Origin of the sequence: Pseudomonas sp. 65/3-MNA-CIBAN-0223 (assembly GCF_040310425.1) — a bacterium.
Classification (GTDB): Bacteria; Pseudomonadota; Gammaproteobacteria; order Pseudomonadales; family Pseudomonadaceae; genus Aquipseudomonas; species Aquipseudomonas gregormendelii.
This window is the reverse complement of record NZ_JBEOPV010000281.1, coordinates 1-247: the sequence shown is the minus strand read 5'-3', so window position 1 is coordinate 247 and position 247 is coordinate 1. Positions and strand designations below refer to the sequence as shown.

1 protein-coding gene is annotated in these 247 nt (G+C 43.3%); it reads left to right on the top strand.

Features of this window, described 5'->3' with window-relative positions:
* The coding region (locus tag AAEZ09_RS28900) for a hypothetical protein (RefSeq protein WP_350601751.1) at positions 1–247 on the top strand (247 nt) is incomplete at both ends.

Genomic DNA, 247 nt, shown 5'->3' with positions numbered 1-247 from the left:
ACGGATGTTAATGGAGATATTTCTCTTGGCGATTTTTATGGTGACTCAGGGAAACCGAATATCTTTGCGGCAGGGGGTTATGTGGCTGTTTCATGGGATGATAAATACTGTCCCGCAGTCGATGTCGATGTGACTAACCTGAATGATGATTTCCCGGATTACAATTACCATCAGGGTGCTGCTACCTACCTTGATCGTGAAGGAAGACAACTGCCTTTTAGTTGTACTTACATCGCCTATACTAAAA